This window comes from Pseudomonas sp. 3296 (genome assembly GCF_031456615.1).
In the GTDB taxonomy this organism is placed as follows: domain Bacteria; phylum Pseudomonadota; class Gammaproteobacteria; order Pseudomonadales; family Pseudomonadaceae; genus Aquipseudomonas; species Aquipseudomonas mucoides.
The window spans coordinates 403,302-419,903 of the sequence record NZ_JAVDUY010000001.1; the positions used below are offsets into that span (position 1 = coordinate 403,302).

At 60.0% G+C, this 16,602-nt stretch carries 12 protein-coding genes; 2 read left to right on the top strand and 10 right to left on the bottom strand.

Annotation, left to right across the window (positions count from 1 at the left end):
* Window positions 1-45: 45 nt before the first annotated feature.
* From truA to leuC, 8 genes are all read right to left on the bottom strand, one after another.
* Window positions 46-870, bottom strand: a complete 825-nt coding sequence (truA, locus tag J2X66_RS01980; protein WP_027921585.1) for a tRNA pseudouridine(38-40) synthase TruA — start codon at window positions 868-870, stop codon at window positions 46-48.
* Window positions 871-1,175: 305 nt separating this feature from the next.
* Complete coding sequence (locus tag J2X66_RS01985; protein WP_310260208.1) at window positions 1,176-3,806, bottom strand: FimV/HubP family polar landmark protein; 2,631 nt, start codon at window positions 3,804-3,806, stop codon at window positions 1,176-1,178.
* 208 nt (window positions 3,807-4,014) lie between these two features.
* On the bottom strand, window positions 4,015-5,025 hold the full coding sequence (locus J2X66_RS01990; protein WP_310260211.1) for an aspartate-semialdehyde dehydrogenase: 1,011 nt from the start codon (window positions 5,023-5,025) through the stop codon (window positions 4,015-4,017).
* A gap of 253 nt (window positions 5,026-5,278) precedes the next feature.
* Complete coding sequence (gene asd / locus J2X66_RS01995; RefSeq protein ID WP_027921588.1) at window positions 5,279-6,391, bottom strand: aspartate-semialdehyde dehydrogenase; 1,113 nt, start codon at window positions 6,389-6,391, stop codon at window positions 5,279-5,281.
* 66 nt (window positions 6,392-6,457) lie between these two features.
* Complete coding sequence (gene leuB / locus J2X66_RS02000; protein WP_310260214.1) at window positions 6,458-7,540, bottom strand: 3-isopropylmalate dehydrogenase; 1,083 nt, start codon at window positions 7,538-7,540, stop codon at window positions 6,458-6,460.
* 51 nt (window positions 7,541-7,591) lie between these two features.
* A complete protein-coding gene (locus tag J2X66_RS02005; protein WP_310260216.1) occupies window positions 7,592-8,359 on the bottom strand; it encodes a methyltransferase domain-containing protein in 768 nt (255 codons plus the stop codon).
* A 136-nt stretch (window positions 8,360-8,495) separates the two neighbouring features.
* Window positions 8,496-9,140 carry a 3-isopropylmalate dehydratase small subunit gene (gene leuD, locus J2X66_RS02010; protein ID WP_027921591.1) on the bottom strand — a complete coding sequence of 215 codons (645 nt, stop codon included), beginning with the start codon at window positions 9,138-9,140 and terminating at the stop codon, window positions 8,496-8,498.
* A gap of 11 nt (window positions 9,141-9,151) precedes the next feature.
* Window positions 9,152-10,570 carry a 3-isopropylmalate dehydratase large subunit gene (gene leuC, locus J2X66_RS02015; protein ID WP_027921592.1) on the bottom strand — a complete coding sequence of 473 codons (1,419 nt, stop codon included), beginning with the start codon at window positions 10,568-10,570 and terminating at the stop codon, window positions 9,152-9,154.
* A 142-nt stretch (window positions 10,571-10,712) separates the two neighbouring features.
* Between leuC and J2X66_RS02020 the strand changes: the two genes are divergently transcribed.
* Together J2X66_RS02020 and J2X66_RS02025 are read left to right on the top strand one after the other, a co-directional pair.
* Window positions 10,713-11,603 carry a LysR family transcriptional regulator gene (locus J2X66_RS02020; RefSeq protein ID WP_310260224.1) on the top strand — a complete coding sequence of 297 codons (891 nt, stop codon included), beginning with the start codon at window positions 10,713-10,715 and terminating at the stop codon, window positions 11,601-11,603.
* 69 nt (window positions 11,604-11,672) lie between these two features.
* Entirely contained in the window at window positions 11,673-14,951 is a 3,279-nt protein-coding gene (locus J2X66_RS02025) for a PAS domain S-box protein (protein WP_310260226.1), read from the top strand.
* Window positions 14,952-15,029: 78 nt separating this feature from the next.
* On the opposite strand, the gene J2X66_RS02030 is transcribed toward J2X66_RS02025, so the two are convergent.
* Together J2X66_RS02030 and J2X66_RS02035 are read right to left on the bottom strand one after the other, a co-directional pair.
* Complete coding sequence (locus J2X66_RS02030) at window positions 15,030-15,476, bottom strand: Hsp20 family protein (RefSeq protein WP_007943514.1); 447 nt, start codon at window positions 15,474-15,476, stop codon at window positions 15,030-15,032.
* Window positions 15,477-15,596: 120 nt separating this feature from the next.
* Window positions 15,597-16,556, bottom strand: coding sequence for a tRNA-dihydrouridine synthase (locus J2X66_RS02035; protein WP_310260229.1), 960 nt, complete (start codon window positions 16,554-16,556; stop codon window positions 15,597-15,599).
* Between the last annotated feature and the right edge of the window lie 46 nt (window positions 16,557-16,602).

Below are 16,602 nucleotides of genomic sequence, written 5' to 3' on the forward strand. Positions count from 1 at the left end.
CAATTCCGGGAAAGTCCCGGATGGTAACAAATGCATTCGAGGGCGTCAGCCGTCAAGTTCCGTGAAACCGGTCAGGAAATGTGGGCCGATGTAACGCTCGGGCAATTCGAACTCGTCGCGGTACTCGACCTGCACCAGATACAGGCCAAACGGATGTGCGGTGACCCCGCCAGATCGGCGAATGCGGCTTTCCAGCACTTCCTTCATCCACTCCACCGGGCGCTCGCCGGCACCGATGGTCATCAGCACGCCGGCAATGTTGCGCACCATGTGGTGCAGGAACGCGCTGGCACGGATATCCAGCACGATCATCTTGCCGTGACGGGTGACGCGCAGGTGATGCAATTCCTTGATCGGCGATTTGGCTTGGCACTGACCGGCGCGGAACGCACTGAAATCATGGGTGCCGACCAGGTACTGCGCGGCCTCGGCCATGCGCTGGACGTCCAGCGGACGGTGGTTCCAGGTGATTTCTTCGTTGAGGTGCGCCGGGCGGATCTGATCGTTGTAAATCACGTAGCGATAACGCCGGGCAATGGCCTTGAACCGCGCATGGAAATGCGCCGGCATGACCTTGGCCCAACTGACGCTGACGTCGTGGGGCAAGTTGATGTTGGCGCCCATGACCCAGGCCTTCATCGACCGCTCGACCTGGGTATCGAAATGCACCACCTGACCACAGGCATGCACGCCTGCGTCCGTTCTCCCGGCACACAGCAGCGACACCGGTGAGTCGGCGACTTTGGACAAGGCTTTCTCAAGGGTTTCCTGCACCGTGAGCACACCGGAGGCCTGGCGCTGCCAGCCGCGATAACGCGAGCCTTTGTATTCAACGCCCAATGCGATCCGGTAAAAGCCGTCGGCCGCCATTTCCGCAGCCGGATTATCTATATTTGCCAAGGGGTACAGCCTGCTGATTTGCGCAAAGGCGGGCATTATAAGGCCGTCGGACCGAGACGCCAGAGTGGCTTCATCATCGACGGCGAATGTCAGGGCCTCATCACGAGCAAGCTCGCCCCCACAGGAGTTCTGTGAACAGCGCAAATCCACTGTGTGAGCGAGCCTGGCCGGGCGGCGTTCCGACGATGGCAAAAGACCAGACACCCGCTGGCTCCCCACTCAAACAAAAACGGCAGCCTCAATGGGCTGCCGTTTTATTTACTGCTGAGGGGCACTCAAGCCAGACGCGAAAGCATTTCCTTGGCTTCGCTCTTCTGCCCGGCATCGCCCTCGGTCACCACCTCATTGAGGATGTCCCGAGCGCCATCGTTGTCGCCCATGTCGATGTAGGCCTGGGCCAGATCGAGTTTGGTAGCGACTTCATCCGTACCGGAGAGGAAGTCGAAGTCTGGCTCATCCGCCGCCGAAGCCAGGGCATCTTCTGCGGTGAAGCGCGGCTCGCCAATGCTCTGGGACAGACGATCCAGTTCGGCGTTGACGTCATCAAGTTCTGCTTCAAAGTCATCGGGAACATCAGCGATGGCAGGCTTGGCCGGAGCCGCGTCCATTTCATCCGCCAGCGACAGGTCAAAATCGGCAGGCAATTCCAGATCATCCTGAGGCACTTCAGGCGCGACCGGAAAATCTTTCACGCCTTCGTCCAGATCCAACAGGAAGTCGTCTTCTGCGAGCATGGCCGGCGTCGGATCTGCACTCAGGTCCATGTCCAGATCGAAGTCCGACAGGTCGTCGAGGTTGTCCTTGATGTCGGTTTGCTGCTGCAGCACCGATTCAAAGCTCAAATCGTCATCCAGCGGGAATTCGTCCAGCTCGGTCGACGCGTCTGCTTCAGGCGCAACCACAGCCGGGGAAGCGGCTTCCAGGTCGTCCAGGCTCAGGTCGAACGCACTGTCGAAGTCATCATCGGCTGCGACTGCAGGCGCTTGCGGCTCGTCCAGCAGCAGGTCCTTGACGTACTGCGCATCCAGCTCCGCAGCGATAGCGGCTGCAGCCAGGCCACTGGCGGCAACCACGGCCATGGCCGGGAAGCGGGTCTTGAGTTTTTCGACCTGGGCGAAGTTGTCGCCATTAGCGACCAGTTGGCGCTCCTGACCCACAAATGCATCACGGTCGCCTTGCTGACCATACACTTCCATCAGCTTCAAACGCAGGTCACTGCGCTGCGGCTCTTGCTTGATACCGTCTTCCAGCAACGCGGCAGCCTGGTTCAGACGACCCGCAGCAATGTGCGACTGAGCCTTGGTCAGCACGTCGTCATCACGTTCGCCGGCAGGTGACACCAGAGGTGCTGCAATCGGCGTAGTCATCACAACCGGTGCAACCACGGGTGCTGGCGCCGGCTTAGGAGCCGGTGCTGGCGTCGGCGCAGTGGCGAGCTTCACGCTAGGCGGCGGCACTTCCAGGCCTTCGAAGCTGCTTTCCGGCAGGTCGTTGTCGAAGGACATGTTCTGTTCTTCAGACAACGCACGGGCCATGCGCAGATGTTTCTCGGCTTCTTGCTGGGCTTTGCGGCGTCGCGCCAGCAACAGCAGCAAGAGTGCCAACACCACCGCACCGCCACCGATCAGCCCCAGCAGGATCGGATTGGTCAGCAGTTCGTTGAACTTCTGGTCGTCGGAGACCGCTGGTGTCGGCTCGATTGCCGGCTCGGCAGGTGCCGGTGTCACTTCAGGGGCAGCCGCCGGAGCCGGCGCCACCTCAGTCGTTGCCGGCGCAGGGTTGGCTGCCAACTCAGCCGACATGGCCGGAGCGGTCTCAGTCGCCGCAGCAGCAGGTGCACCCGCCGCGCCTTCTGCCTGCATCTTGGCCAGCTGATTATTCTTCAGTTCGATCAGTTTTTGCAGCTTGTCCAACTGGCTTTGCAGATCGGTCATGCGGCTTTTCAGTTCAGCGTTGTCACGATGGGTCGTGTCGAGGCTTTCCTGGGTCACAGCCAATTTGTTGCTCAGGTTCTTGGCATCGCCCGCGACACCTTTACCACCGGCCTTGCTGGATTCGGCAGAGACCAGGCTTAGCTTGTCCTTGGCAGGTTCTGCACTACCGGCGTCAGCACGACCGCGCTTGGTGGCATCGAGTTGTTGCTGCCCGGTGCCGGGTTTCGCCACATAACGACGCCCCTGGCGCCACGCGGTGTTCTGCGCGGCCACTTCAGCGATTGCCTTTGATTGCGGCAGCGTGGTGGCTTGCGCCTGATCCGGCATGCGCAGCACCTGGCCGGTTTTCAGCCGATTGATGTTGCCGTCGATAAATGCATCCGGGTTCAGTGCCTGAATGGCCAGCATGGTTTGCTGAACCGAACCACCGTTACGCGCCTTCGCAGCGATTTCCCACAGGGTATCGCGCGGGGTAGTGGTGTATTGAGTCGGTTTGGTGGCACCCGTCACCGGCGCAGTAACGTTTGAAGTTGGCGCTGACTGCGCAGCCGCTTCAGCGGTCTGCGGCGAGAATTTGGACGGATCGAGCAGTACGCTGTAATCGCGCAGCAGGCGACCGTTAGGCCACATGACCTGAACCAGGAATTTCACCATCGGTTCGGACAGAGGCTTGCTGGAAGTCACACGCAGGATGCTTTTGCCGCTGGCGTTAAGCACAGGGGTGAAGGTCAGGTCATTAAGAGAGGCCTGACGATCGACACCGGCCTTGGCGAAATCTTCAGGCGAGGCCAGGCTCGGCACCACTTCGGCGGCCGTAAGATCCTTGACGTCGAGCAGCTCGATTTCCGCCTCCAGGGGTTGGTTCAGCGTCGACTTCAGGGTCAACTCCCCGAGCCCGAGGGCATGCGCCATACCGGATGACAGCGCCGAGGCGGCCGCAATTGCTAACACCAGTTTGCGAACTTGAACCATAGCCTCATCCTTTGTTTGAACATTCCTCGGCCAGCGAGAAGGTATTGATAGTCGCTGCCGTAAGGCATTGCGCGCGGCGTCGAAGTGTCATCGCGCGCGATCATTTCTTGCCTGCCCCGCAAAGCCCCGTCGGGGGGCTTTCCTTCAGCAGTGCAGCCAAGCATAGCGCCCGGCTAGAATCATTCTGTGAATTGTTGCCAAGTATCTTTTACAGCTGGTCTTTTATCAACAATTCAGCCACCTGCACAGCATTGAGCGCGGTGCCTTTGCGTACGTTATCTGACGTCAGCCACAAATTAAGTTCCGACAGGTCGTCGACACCGCTGCGAACCCGACCGACGTACACCACGTCCTGCCCTACCGCATCGCCCACTGCGGTCGGATAATCGCCGGCTTCAACCAGCTCGATACCGGGTGCATCTTCCAGCGCTGCGTTGACTTTCGCCAGGTCGACAGCGCTCCCTGACTGCAAGGTCACGCTAAAGCTATCGCCAAAAAACACCGGGGCTTGAATGCAAGTGACGGAAATCTTTAATTGAGGCCGCGCAATCACCTGACGCAACTCACGCACCAGACGTTTTTCCAGCAGCGTATGACCTTGTTCGTCCGGCTTGCCGACCTGAGCCAACAGGTTGAAGGCCATTTGCCGATCGAAGAATGTCGGCTCCAGCGGACGCACGTTGAGCAGCTCGGCGGTTTGCCGGGCCAGCTCTTTCACTGCTTCACGTCCTTGGGCAGAGACCGCCAGGCTGGCGGTGACGTTGACCCGCTGCAGGTCAATGACCGCAAGCAACGGCGCCAGCACCACGGCCAGGGTGGTGGCCGACGGACTTGGGCTGCTGACCAGGAAGGGCTTTTTCAACGTCGCGAGGATTTCGGCATTGGCTTCCGGCACCACTTGTGGCGCCTGATCGGCCGGCAAAGCGCCGGACAAGTCGATCACCGAGCAACCGGCTTCGGTTGCACGCGAGGCGAAACTGAGCGTCACCGCCGGGCCGGCGGCGAAGAACACCAATTGGACTTTGCTGAAATCGAACTCGTCGACTTCCCGCACCCGCACGTTCTTGCCGCGAAACGGCACCGAATGACCGGCCGATTCGCTGCTGGCAAGCAGGTGCAAGTCGCCGACCGGGAAATCGCGCTCTTCAAGAATCTGCACGAGCGTTTCGCCGACAGTACCGGTGGCGCCGACTACGGCGATATCAAAGGACTGGCTCATGGTTCTACCTCAGGCGAAACGGGGGGAGCGGCACTTTACCGGGTGGGTGGCGTGCAGGCAATTCGGCTGGGATCTGCGGTGGCAGAACCGGCCCCTTCGCGAGCAGGCTCGCTCCCACATTAGACCGCGATCAACTCTCGGAGCGAGCCTGCTCGCGAAGGGGCCGGCATAAACAACCCATAAACATCAGATTGCCGGAATAAAAAAACCCGCACCTCTTTCAAGGCACGGGTTCTTTCATTGCATCAGTCGATCAACGCTCAAGCAGAATCCGCAGCATGCGACGCAGCGGCTCGGCCGCGCCCCACAGCAGTTGGTCGCCGACGGTGAAAGCACCGACGAACTGCGAACCCATATTCAGCTTGCGCAGACGGCCCACCGGCACGTTCAGGGTGCCAGTGACTTTCGTCGGGCTCAGTTCCTGAATGCTGATATCGCGGTTGTTCGGCACCAGTTTGACCCAAGGGTTGTGCTGACTGATCAGCCCTTCGATGTCGGCAATCGGCACGTCTTTGTTCAGTTTGATGGTCAGCGCCTGGCTGTGGCAACGCATGGCGCCGATGCGCACGCAGATGCCGTCGACCGGAATCGGGCTCTTGAAGCGACCCAGGATCTTGTTGGTTTCGGCCTGGGCCTTCCACTCTTCGCGGCTCTGACCGTTCGGCAGTTCCTTGTCGATCCACGGAATCAGGCTGCCGGCCAGTGGTACGCCGAAGTTTTCGGTCGGGTACGCTTCGCTGCGCATGGCTTCGGCCACACGACGGTCGATGTCGAGGATCGCGCTGGCCGGGTCGGCCAGTTGATCGGCGACAGCGGCGTGGGTCGCGCCCATCTGCTTGATCAGTTCACGCATGTTCTGCGCGCCGGCACCAGAAGCCGCCTGATAAGTCATGGCGCTCATCCACTCGACCAGACCGGCTTCGAACAGACCGCCCAACCCCATCAGCATCAGGCTGACAGTGCAGTTGCCGCCGATGTAGTTCTTGGTGCCTGCATCCAGCTGCTGGTCGATGACCTTGCGGTTGACCGGGTCTAGGACGATGACCGCGTCATCCTGCATGCGCAGGCTGGAAGCGGCGTCGATCCAGTAACCCTGCCAGCCGGCTTCACGCAGCTTTGGGAACACTTCGCTGGTGTAGTCGCCACCCTGGCAGGTCAGAATCACGTCGAGGGTTTTCAGCTCTTCAATGCTGTAAGCGTCCTTGAGCGGAGCAATGTCCTTGCCCACGGACGGGCCTTGGCCACCGACATTGGAAGTGGTGAAAAACACCGGCTCGATAAGATCGAAATCCTGCTCTTCCAGCATCCGCTGCATGAGCACGGAACCGACCATACCGCGCCAACCGATCAGACCTACACGTTTCATCGCAACTACACCTTCTTAAAAAGTGGGCCGCTGCTTTGTATTGAATTTCGCAGCGGGCCCGAGAGATTACAGATTCCGCAGCGCGGCGACTACTGCGTCACCCATTTCCTGCGTACCGACTTTAGTGCAACCTGCCGACCAGATGTCACCCGTGCGCAGGCCTTGGTCCAGTACCAGGCTCACGGCTTTCTCGATGGCATCGGCTGCAGCCTGCTGGTTGAAGCTGTAACGCAACATCATTGACACCGACAAAATGGTCGCCAACGGGTTGGCGATGCCCTTGCCGGCGATGTCCGGCGCCGAACCGTGGCACGGCTCGTACATGCCCTTGTTGTTGGTGTCCAGGGACGCCGACGGCAGCATACCGATGGAACCGGTGAGCATCGAGGCCTGGTCGGACAGGATGTCGCCGAACATGTTGTCGGTGACGATCACGTCGAACTGCTTCGGTGCTCGCACCAGCTGCATGGCAGCGTTGTCGACGTACATGTGGCTCAATTCGACTTGCGGGTAATCCTTGGCCACTTCCTCGACGACTTCACGCCACAGCTGGCTGGACGCCAATACGTTGGCCTTGTCCACCGAGCAGAGCTTTTTGCCGCGCACCATGGCCATGTCGAAGCCGACGCGGGCGATGCGGCGAATTTCGCTTTCGCTGTACGGCAGGGTGTCGTAGGACTGACGCTCGCCGTTTTCCAGGGTGCGGGTGCCGCGTGGTGCGCCGAAGTAGATGCCGCCGGTCAGTTCGCGAACGATCAGGATATCCAGCCCGGAAACGATTTCCGGCTTCAGGCTGGAAGCCTCGGCCAGTTGCGGGTACAGGATCGCCGGACGCAGGTTGCCGAACAGGCCCAGTTGCGCACGGATTTTCAACAGACCGCGCTCAGGGCGGATGTCACGCTCGATGGTGTCCCACTTCGGGCCGCCCACGGCACCCAGCAGCACAGCGTCGGCGACGCGGGCGCGCTCCAGGGTTTCGTCGGCCAATGGCACGCCGTGCTTGTCGATGGCAGCGCCGCCGATCACGTCGTGGCTCAGCTCGAAGCCCAGGGAGAACTTGTCGCTGGCCAATTCCAGCACCTTGACCGCTTCGGCCATGATTTCCGGGCCAATACCGTCACCTGGGAGAATCAGAATCTGCTTGCTCATGCTTTCCTCATGTCATCAGTCGGTGCGCCCTTGGGCACACCCGGAAAAATTCTATCGTTCGGCCATCAGTACCAGCACATCGGTACTGAACGAGCCATCAGCCTCAATCTCAAAGTATTCGCGCACTTCGTTGCCCATCGACTGCTGCAACTCGCGGATGGCGGCGCGCATCACTTCAGGCGTGCGCATGCGCTCAACCCAGGAGCTGTACTCCAGTCGCAGCCGTTGGCGCATGGTGCTGCGGGTATGCAACCCCGCTTCGCTGACCTGGCGCAACCACTCGCCGGCGGAATAATCGCGCACATGGCTGGTGTCGCGCAGCACTTCGACGCTTTGCAGGTAAGTGTCGAACAACGGGCTGCCCGGCGACAACACGTCAACGAACGCGGCCACACCGCCCGGCTTCAGCACCCGACGCACTTCCCGCAGCGCCAGGCCGAGATCGCTCCAATGGTGCGCCGAATAACGGCTGAACACGAAGTCGAACTCACCATCGGCGAACGGCAGGCACTCGGCGGCACCGAGGACCGTCGATACGTTGCTCAAGCCACGATCAACGGCAGCACCGGCGACCACGTCGAGCATTTGCTGCGACAGGTCGTAGGCCACCACTTCCTTGACCAGCGAAGCCACGTGAAAACTCACGTGACCGGCACCGCAACCCAGGTCCAGCACCCGAGCATCGCCCTGCCCGGCCAGCTCGGCCTGTAGCAGCGCAAATTCGGCGCCTTGAGCGTGAACGGCGCTGCTCAGGTAGGCCGAGGCCTGTTCGCCGAATTGCTTTTGGACTACCTGGGTGTGCTGGGCGGTGCTGGTCATGGGGACTTCCTTTTTGGGGTGAGTCTTGGAGTGCCTGTCTGCCCTCATCGCGAGCAAGCTCGGCTCCTACAAGAGCGACACCGAACCTGTTGGAGCCGGCCTTGCCCGCGATGACGGTATTACGCCTTACGCAAAATCAAGCGTCGCGAAACAACCAAGGCTGGCTCGCCCGGTGCTTGGCTTCAAACGTTGCAATCGCTTCATGGTCCTGCAACGTCAGTCCGATATCGTCCAGACCGTTCAACAGGCAATGCTTGCGGAACGCGTCGATCTCAAAGTTATGCACCTTGCCATCCGGACGGGTCACGGTCTGGGCTTGCAGGTCCACCTGCAACTGGTAGCCCGGATTCGCTTCGACCTGCTGGAACAGTTCATCAACCTCAGCGTCGCTCAAGATGATCGGCAGCAAGCCGTTCTTGAAACTGTTGTTGAAGAAGATATCGGCGTAGCTCGGCGCGATAATGCTGCGGAAACCGTACTCTTCCAGCGCCCACGGCGCGTGTTCACGGCTGGAGCCGCAACCGAAGTTCTCACGGGCCAGCAATACACTGGCGCCTTGATAACGTTCGGCGTTGAGCACGAAGTCCTTGTTCAGCGGACGCTTGGAGTTGTCCTGATACGGCTGCCCGACATCCAGGTAACGCCATTCATCGAACAGGTTCGGACCGAAACCGGTGCGCTTGATCGACTTCAAGAACTGCTTCGGGATGATCTGATCGGTGTCGACGTTGGCACGATCCAAAGGCGCGACAAGACCAGTGTGCTGGGTAAAAGCTTTCATGCTGCGCTCCTTTAGATCAATTCACGGACGTCGACGAAACGACCGTTTACAGCAGCGGCGGCGGCCATTGCCGGGCTGACGAGGTGAGTACGACCACCAGCGCCCTGACGGCCTTCGAAGTTGCGGTTGGACGTCGACGCGCAATGCTCGCCCGACTCTAAACGGTCGGGGTTCATCGCCAGGCACATCGAGCAACCCGGCTCGCGCCATTCAAAACCGGCCTCGAGGAAAATCTTGTCCAGACCTTCGGCTTCGGCCTGCGCCTTCACCAGACCCGAGCCCGGCACGACGATGGCTTGCTTGATGGTCGACGCGACTTTGCGGCCCTTGGCGATGACGGCTGCGGCGCGCAAGTCTTCGATCCGAGAGTTGGTGCAGGAGCCAATGAACACGCGGTCCAGTTGAATGTCAGTGATCGCCTGATTGGCGGTCAAACCCATGTACTTCAAGGCGCGCACGATCGAATCACGTTTGACCAGGTCCATTTCCTTCGCCGGGTCCGGCACGTTCTGATCCACGGCCAGGACCATTTCAGGCGAGGTGCCCCAGCTGACTTGTGGCTTGATCTGGGTCGCGTCGAGTTCAACGATGGTGTCGAACTTCGCATCCGCATCAGACACCAGGTCTTTCCACGCTTCGACAGCCAAGTCCCATTCCGCGCCTTTCGGGGCGAATGGACGGCCCTTCACGTAGGCCACGGTTTTTTCGTCAGCAGCCACCAGACCTACGCGAGCGCCGGCCTCGATGGACATGTTGCAAATGGTCATGCGGCCTTCAACGGACAAGTCGCGAATTGCGCTACCGGCGAATTCGATGGCGTGGCCGTTACCGCCGGCGGTGCCGATCTTGCCGATCACGGCGAGGACGATGTCCTTGGCGGTCACACCGAACGGCAATTTGCCTTCGACCGACACCAGCATGTTCTTCATTTTCTTGGCGACCAGGCACTGAGTGGCGAGCACGTGCTCGACCTCGGAAGTGCCGATACCGTGAGCCAAGGCGCCGAAAGCACCGTGGGTCGAGGTGTGGGAGTCGCCGCAGACCACGGTCATGCCCGGCAAGGTAGCGCCCTGCTCCGGGCCGATGACGTGGACGATGCCTTGGCGAATGTCGTTCATCTTGAATTCGACGATACCGTATTCATCGCAGTTGTCGTCGAGGGTCTGAACCTGCAAACGCGAGACCTGGTCGACAATCGCTTCGATGCCGCCCTTGCGCTCCGGAGTGGTCGGTACGTTGTGGTCCGGGGTCGCGATGTTGGCATCGATGCGCCAAGGCTTGCGCCCGGCCAGACGCAGGCCTTCGAAGGCTTGCGGCGAGGTCACTTCGTGGATGATGTGACGATCGATATAAATCAGCGCAGAGCCATCGTCGCGCTGTTTGACCAAATGCGAATCCCAGAGCTTGTCGTAGAGCGTTTTGCCGGCCATCAGACGGTTTCCTCATCAGCTTGTTTCTATGCCCCGGGCCGTTCGTATAACCCTTTGGCTTGTGAGGTCGATCCTAGGGGGTTACATTAAATAACTCAAATTCATATTTTTTATGCTTTGGATAACCAACTGGAATACAGCAATGGATCTAGCCAACCTCAATGCTTTTATCGCCATTGCCGAGACCGGCAGCTTCTCCGGCGCGGGCGAGCGGCTGCACCTGACACAACCCGCCATCAGCAAACGCATCGCCGGGCTGGAGCAGCAATTGAAGGTGCGCCTGTTTGATCGCCTCGGCCGTGAAGTCGGCCTGACCGAGGCCGGTCGCGCCCTGCTGCCTCGGGCCTATCAGATTTTGAATGTGCTGGACGACACCCGGCGCGCCCTGACCAATCTGACCGGCGAAGTGACCGGCCGCCTGACCTTGGCGACCAGTCACCACATCGGCCTGCACCGTTTGCCACCCTTATTAAGGGAGTTCACACGACGTTACCCACAAGTGGCGCTGGATATTCAGTTCCTCGATTCGGAAGTGGCCTACGAAGAAATCCTCCATGGCCGCGCGGAACTGGCGGTGATTACCTTGGCGCCGGAGCCCCATTCATTGGTCAAGGCGACACCGGTGTGGGACGACCCGCTCGATTTCGTGGTCGCCCCGGAGCATTCGCTTATCAGCAACGGCCCGGTCACCCTGGCCGACATTGCCCTGCACCCTGCCGTCTTCCCCGGCGGCAACACCTTTACTCATCACATCGTGCAGCGTTTATTTGAGGCTCAGGGCCTGACCCCGAACATCGCCATGAGCACGAATTATCTGGAAACGATCAAGATGATGGTCTCGATCGGCCTGGCCTGGAGCGTGTTGCCACGCACGATGCTCGATGATCAGGTTGCGCGAATACCTTTGCCGGGCATACAACTGACTCGCCAGCTAGGCTATATCTTGCATACCGAAAGGACGCTATCGAATGCGGCAAGGGCTTTTATGGCTTTGCTGGATGCACAACTCGATTTGCCAGGGACTCATGGCTAACGTGTGCTACGCCTATATAGCCGCGAAACCCTGCGCTTAACGCTCATTTCCGCCCAAGGCCTGCTGCCAATGCCGAAATCTGTTGACCGTGTTCCGCCGATGCCGCGTATCCAGGCGCTTGACCCAAAAAGGTCCGAGCTGAGCTGGGAAAGCGCGCCACAATTGCTCGCTGCCCTCAACGGCGCTCGGCTGGGGGCCTGGTATTGGGACATCGAACGTGGGCAGATCAGCTGGTCGCGGGGGACTCAGGCGCTGTTTGGTTTCGATCCGCACGTGCCATTGCCCGAGGACCTGGAATACCTCGATTTGCTGCCGCCGGAAGACCGGGCGAAAACCGTCCGCGCGTTCCATGCGGTGATTGCCGGAGCGCCGCTTGAGCAAGCGATGCATCACCGCATTCGCTGGCCCGACGGCAGCCTGCACTGGCTGGAAATCAGCGGCAGCCTGCTGCCGGATAAACACGGACGACCACGCATGATCGGAGTGATTCGCGAAATTACCCACCAGCGCCAGCGCGAACAAGCCTTGAGCAGTTCGGAAAAACGCTTCGCCACGCTGTTTCACCTGTGCCCGAACATGGTGTTGCTGACCCGCCAGGAAGACGGCCTGATCACCGAAGCCAACCAGTATTTCGAAAGCCTGTTCGGCTGGCCCGTGCAAAACGCGATAGGCCGCACCACGCTGGAACTGGGTCTGTGGGTGCACCCGGAGCAACGGGCCAAACTGGTCACGGCCACCAAGGCCAAAGGCGAGTTGATCAGCATGGAGGTGCAGTTTCGCGCCAGCAACGGGCAGGTCCTCGATGGCATCCTCAGCGCGCAAAAGGTCGAACTTGAGGGCCAGCCATATCTGCTCAGCACCTTCCTCGACACCACCGAGCGCAAAATCGCTGAACAAGCCCTCAAGGACAGCCAGGAACGTCTCGACCTCGCCCTAGACTCGGCGCAACTCGGCACCTGGGACTGGCACATCCCCAGCGGCATGCTCTACGGCTCGGCGCGGGCCGCCCAGTTGCATGGACTGGAAGCCAAGCCCTTCCATGAATCCTTCGAGGAGTTTTTCGAAGGCGTGCCCGGCGAAGAGCGCGACACCATGCGCGACGCCTACCGCAGCCTGCGTGAAGGCCCGGCCGGCAATTATCAGCTGACTTACCGCGTGCAACTGCCGGACGGCAGTTCGCGCTACCTGGAAAGCCGCGCCCGCCTCTATCGCGATGAAAACGGCTTTCCGCTGCGCATGGCCGGCACCCTACTGGACATTACCGATCAGGTAGAGCGCGAACAACGACTGGTGGCCTCCGAAGAAAAATTCGCCACACTGTTCCAGGTCAGTCCGGACCCGATTTGCGTAACCCGCCAGGACACCGGCCAGTTCATCGAGATCAACTCCAGCTTCACCCAGACCTTTGGCTGGAGCGCCGCCGAAGTAATTGGCCGCAGCGCCGACGAGATCGGCCTATGGGACGCCTCGGCGAAAAGCCTGCAACGGATCGAACAGGTCATCCGCGAACAAGGCCTGAACAATGTCGCCATCGTCGCCCAGCACAAGGACGGGCAATCGCTGACCTGCGTGATTTCCAGCCGCCAGATCAACGTCGATAACCAACTCTGCATCGTCACCACCTTGCGCGACATCACCCAGCAACAACGCTCCGAAGCGGCGCTCAAGGCCAGTGAAGAGAAGTTCGCCAAGGCGTTCCACTCCAGCCCCGACGCCATCACCATTACCGAACGCGATACCGGGCGATATCTGGAGGTCAACGACGGATTCTGCCGCCTGACCGGTTATCGTGCGCAGGAAGTGATCGGTCGAACGGTGTATCAAGTAGGCATCTGGGCCGAAGAGAAACAACGCTCAGCGTTGCTTGCCGAGCTACAACTCAAGGGTCGCGTGCACCACCAGGAAATGCTCGGGCGCAATAAACGGGGAGAGTTGCTGACCGTCGAAGTCTCGGTCGAGCCGATCACCCTCAACGAAACCGCCTGCCTGTTGCTGACCGCCCGTGACGTCAGCCTGCTGAAAAACGCCGAAGCGCAAATCCGTCATCTGGCCTACCACGACCCCTTGACCAACCTGCCCAACCGCGCGCTGCTGATGGATCGCCTGAGCCAGCAGATCGCCCTGCTCAAGCGCCACAACCTGCGCGGTGCGCTGTTGTTCCTCGACCTCGATCACTTCAAGCACATCAACGACTCCCTCGGCCATCCGGTCGGCGATACCGTGCTGAAAATCATCACCGCGCGGCTGGAAGCCAGCGTGCGCATGGAAGACACCGTGGCGCGGCTGGGCGGTGACGAATTTGTGGTGTTGCTCAGCGGCCTGGAAGGTTCGCGCAACGAAGTCAGCGCCCAGGTCCGGGAACTGGCCGACACTTTGCGAGAGCTGTTGTCGGAACCGATGTTCCTTGATGGCCAGCGCCTCCAAGTGACGCCGAGCATCGGCATCGCGCTGATTCCCGACCACGGTTCGACCCCGACTGACCTGCTCAAACGTGCCGATATCGCGCTGTACCGCGCCAAAGACTCTGGCCGCAATACCACGCAGATGTATCACAACACCATGCAGAAGGCCGCCAGCGAACGCCTGCGCATGGAGACCGACCTGCGCCTGGCCCTTTCCCGGGGCGAATTCCATGTGCACTACCAACCGCAGATCGACGCCCGGGGTAATCGCATTGTCGGCGCCGAAGCGCTGGTGCGCTGGAATCACCCGGAACTCGGCGCGCAATCACCCGCCGAGTTCATCAAGGTGCTGGAAGACAGTGGTCTGATTCTCGAAGTCGGCACCTGGATTCTTGACGAGGCTTGCGGGGCCTTCAAACAACTGGTCGCTAAAGGGCTGGTGAACCCGCTCAGTTTCAGCCTGTGCGTGAACATCAGTCCGAGGCAATTTCGCCAAACCGACTTCGTCGAACGCATCGAACACAGCCTCAGCAGCCACGGCCTGCCCTGCTCGCTGCTGAAACTGGAAATCACCGAAGGCATCGTCATCCAGAACCTGGAAGACACCATCAGCAAAATGCGCCGCCTGAAAAAACTCGGCGTGAGTTTCGCGATGGACGACTTCGGCACCGGCTACTCCTCGCTGACCTACCTCAAGCGTTTGCCGGTCGACACATTGAAGATCGATCAGTCGTTTATCCGTGACGCCACGACTGATCCGAACGACGCGGAGATCATCCGCGCGATTGTCGCCATGGCGCGGAGTCTGGAGCTGAAAGTGATTGCCGAAGGGGTAGAGACGGCGGAGCAACTGGAGTTTTTGCAGGGCTTGGGTTGCCATTTCTATCAGGGGTATTTACACAGCCGGCCGTTGCCGGTGGAAGAGTTTCAAAAACTCCTGAAATAACCCGGCCTGCTACGGGGTATGTGTGATGTTTGGACACAAAAAAGGGCGCCGCGAGGGCGCCCTTTTCGTTGCTCTGGCTTAGTGCTGCAGAGCGGGTTTTTGCGTCCCGTTGATCGGGATGCGTTTGGCTTTCGCCTCTTCTGGAACGATGCGCACCAGGTCGATGCTCAACAGACCGTTACGCAGGTCAGCGGCCTTGATCTCGATGTGGTCCGCCAGGCGGAACGACAGCTTGAACGCACGCTGGGCGATGCCTTGGTGCAGGAAGGTCACGCTTTCGTTCGCTTCGCGTTTGCCACCACTGATGGTCAGCACACCTTTCTCCACTTGCAGGTCCAGGTCTTCTTCCTGGAAACCGGCTGCGGCGACGACGATGCGGTATTGATCATCGCCGTGTTTTTCCACGTTGTAAGGTGGGTAGGTGCTGCCTGGCTCGTTGCGCAGGGCGGTTTCGAACAGGTCGTTGAAACGGTCGAAGCCTACCGAGGAACGGAACAGTGGGGCCAGGGAAAATGCAGTAGTCATGATTCAAATCTCCTGAAAACAATCAGCAAGGTTTTTTGTATCCGCGACCCGAATTCGGCATCGCGTAACCCTTAGATAGGGACCGCTGATAGCATTTCAAGAGACTTTTTTTAGATTTTTTTACGCCGCTTCGGCGACTGTCAGACCGAGCAAACGGGAAACCTGATCCAGCTCAGTTTCACGCCGCAGCACGGTAAACAGCTCCACTGCTTCCGGATAATTGCGCGTCAGCATCGCCAACCATTGCTTCAAGCGACCCGGCGATTGACGGGGTGTCATCTGCGCCTTGGCTTGCAGCCAGAAGTCCTGGAGCAGCGGCAGCAGCTCGGCCCAGGTCATCTCGACCACGTCTTCACCGGCACGCGCTGCCGCGATTTGCCGGGCCAGGTCCGGGCGCGAGACCAGGCCACGGCCGAGCATGATGTCTTCCACGCCGCTGATCTCGCGGCAACGACGCCAGTCTTCGACGCTCCAGATGTCGCCATTGGCAAACACCGGCACCTTGACCACCTCTTGAACACGAGGAATCCACTCCCAATGCGCTGGCGGTTTGTAGCCATCGGTCTTGGTCCGCGCATGCACCACGATGTGTGCTGCGCCGCCTTCAGCCAAGGCGGTGGCGCACACCAGCGAACCGTCGGGACTGTCAAAACCGAGGCGCATCTTGGCGGTCACCGGGATGTGCGCAGGCACCGCTCGACGCACGTGCTCGACGATTTCGTTGAGCAGTTCAGGCTCTTTGAGCAATACCGCACCACCGCGAGACTTGTTGACGGTCTTGGCCGGGCAACCGAAGTTCAGGTCGATGACTTCAGAGCCCAACTCGCAGGCCAGCGCGGCGTTTTCCGCCAGGCACACAGGATCAGAACCGAGCAGCTGCACACGCAGAGGCACGCCGGACGCGGTACGGGCGCCGGTCAACAGTTCGGGGCCGAACTTGTGGTAGTAGGCAGGCGTGAGCAACTGATCGTTGATCCGGATGAACTCGGTCACGCACCAATCGATACCGCCCACACGGGTCAGCACGTCCCGCAGGATGTTGTCGACCAACCCCTCCATGGGCGCCAAAGCAATTTGCATGAAAAACACACTCGACGAAAAACGTGCGGCAGTTTACTGGATTGCG

Excerpts from the sequence above, each read along its gene's own strand:
- truA (WP_027921585.1), bottom strand. The coding sequence starts at position 870 with ATGGCGGCCGACGGCTTTTACCGGATCGCATTGGGCGTTGAATACAAA.
- J2X66_RS01985 (WP_310260208.1), bottom strand. The coding sequence starts at position 3,806 with ATGGTTCAAGTTCGCAAACTGGTGTTAGCAATTGCGGCCGCCTCGGCG.
- J2X66_RS01990 (WP_310260211.1), bottom strand. The coding sequence starts at position 5,025 with ATGAGCCAGTCCTTTGATATCGCCGTAGTCGGCGCCACCGGTACTGTC.
- asd (WP_027921588.1), bottom strand. The coding sequence starts at position 6,391 with ATGAAACGTGTAGGTCTGATCGGTTGGCGCGGTATGGTCGGTTCCGTG.
- leuB (WP_310260214.1), bottom strand. The coding sequence starts at position 7,540 with ATGAGCAAGCAGATTCTGATTCTCCCAGGTGACGGTATTGGCCCGGAA.
- J2X66_RS02005 (WP_310260216.1), bottom strand. The coding sequence starts at position 8,359 with ATGACCAGCACCGCCCAGCACACCCAGGTAGTCCAAAAGCAATTCGGC.
- leuD (WP_027921591.1), bottom strand. The coding sequence starts at position 9,140 with ATGAAAGCTTTTACCCAGCACACTGGTCTTGTCGCGCCTTTGGATCGT.
- leuC (WP_027921592.1), bottom strand. The coding sequence starts at position 10,570 with ATGGCCGGCAAAACGCTCTACGACAAGCTCTGGGATTCGCATTTGGTC.
- J2X66_RS02020 (WP_310260224.1), top strand. The coding sequence starts at position 10,713 with ATGGATCTAGCCAACCTCAATGCTTTTATCGCCATTGCCGAGACCGGC.
- J2X66_RS02025 (WP_310260226.1), top strand. The coding sequence starts at position 11,673 with ATGCCGAAATCTGTTGACCGTGTTCCGCCGATGCCGCGTATCCAGGCG.
- J2X66_RS02030 (WP_007943514.1), bottom strand. The coding sequence starts at position 15,476 with ATGACTACTGCATTTTCCCTGGCCCCACTGTTCCGTTCCTCGGTAGGC.
- J2X66_RS02035 (WP_310260229.1), bottom strand. The coding sequence starts at position 16,556 with ATGCAAATTGCTTTGGCGCCCATGGAGGGGTTGGTCGACAACATCCTG.